The sequence below is a fragment of the Rothia sp. HMSC069C04 genome (genome assembly GCF_001812895.1).
In the GTDB taxonomy this organism is placed as follows: Bacteria; Actinomycetota; Actinomycetes; order Actinomycetales; family Micrococcaceae; genus Rothia.
The window spans coordinates 1-1409 of sequence record NZ_KV810741.1; the positions used below are offsets into that span (position 1 = coordinate 1).

General features: G+C 47.1%; 1 protein-coding gene. It reads left to right on the forward strand.

The genetic code is table 11. The features are described from left to right. Nucleotides 1-150: 150 nt before the first annotated feature. The coding region (locus HMPREF2879_RS09325; RefSeq protein WP_141753027.1) for an ATP-binding cassette domain-containing protein at nucleotides 151-1409 on the forward strand (1259 nt) is incomplete at its 3' end.

Genomic DNA, 1409 nt, shown 5'->3' on the forward strand with positions numbered 1-1409 from the left:
CTGTGGTGGTGTTGGATGGTGGGTGTGTGGTGGAGCAAGGAACCTACCGGGACCTACTGAAGGCAGAGGGAAAGTTTATGGAAATTTTCAAAAATCAGATCTCTGAAGATTCTGCAGGGCGCAAAACTTCTGCTGAAAGGGGCTATAAAGATGCGTAAGATTATGGCTAATACTGTTTGGTCAGTGGGTTATGCTTTCAAAAATCACCCTGTATGGACCGTTTCCTATCTAGCGTCTGTTGTGTGCCTATCACTATTCCCTGCTCTGCAGATGGAGGCTGTCACTAGACTTGTTGAGCATTTGGGCCAGAGCCAGGATGAAGTGCTCCCGCTAGCGCTGGGGGTTAGTTTTGTGCTGGCAGGATACATTGCCCTGGGACAAGCATCAGACTCTCTGCGTATGATTCTAAATTCTCGAATGTCAAGTACGGGTATTCAGAACGTATCTTCTCGTCTGGCGACTTGTTCCTCTCAGGAAATCGCGAGCGGTGATTATGCTCGCTCATCAAGGGCAGCTCATGAAGCTGTGACAGGGGGGAGCCTGGGGTCTCAAGTTTCCACTATGGGTGCTCTGATATTCATCATTTTTTCGACGGGAGCCCTTAGTTATTCCGTAGGAAAGATCAATGTATATGCTTCACTCTGCATGCTTGCAGGCATGATTCCTGTTGCCTTTATGTCACATCTCTATTCGAGTAAGAATGCTGAGGCAATGGAAAAAATATATTCATATAGCTACAACGCGTGGCATAGCACTAACCAGATTGCGCAAATAACTACTGCTCGTGAGCTTGCAATTCTTAATGCTCGGTCGTTCTTTGCGCATCGTGCTAATCAAGAACGGAAAAAATCCGGTGAGGAGGAAATTGGCCTAGCTCGTTACATCCTCAGAATATATACAATTGTTGGTTTTATAAGCGCTGCATTGCTAGCTTTAGCCCTTATTTTTCTAGCGGCCTCGGTGCCGGCTCCCGGTGCTCTTGCTGGAGCTGTTATAGGTATTACCTCGGCTATAGTCTCGCTTGGCTCGATGGGAAGCGACCTTAGCTCGATGGCAGCGGGGTCAAACGCAATTGATATATATCGAAAGTTTATTTCTAACGCACAGCCCAAGCAGAAAAATTCGGTTGCCGATACCTACCCCGAAATCTGCAGCGTTTCCATTAGGAATCTTGCTATCCAGTATCCAAAAGCTGATTCTTTAGCTCTTAAAAACATCAATCTCACTTTTGGTCCCGGGCAGATGATTGGTATTGTCGGGCCCAGCGGATCGGGAAAGACAACCCTAGTAAATGCACTCATGGGCATGCTTAAGCCCTCCAGTGGAGACATCCTCATGGGAGGTACGTCGGTACAGGACATATCACCTGATGATTTGTTGGCAAATGTTGGTTTGGTGAGTCAAGACTA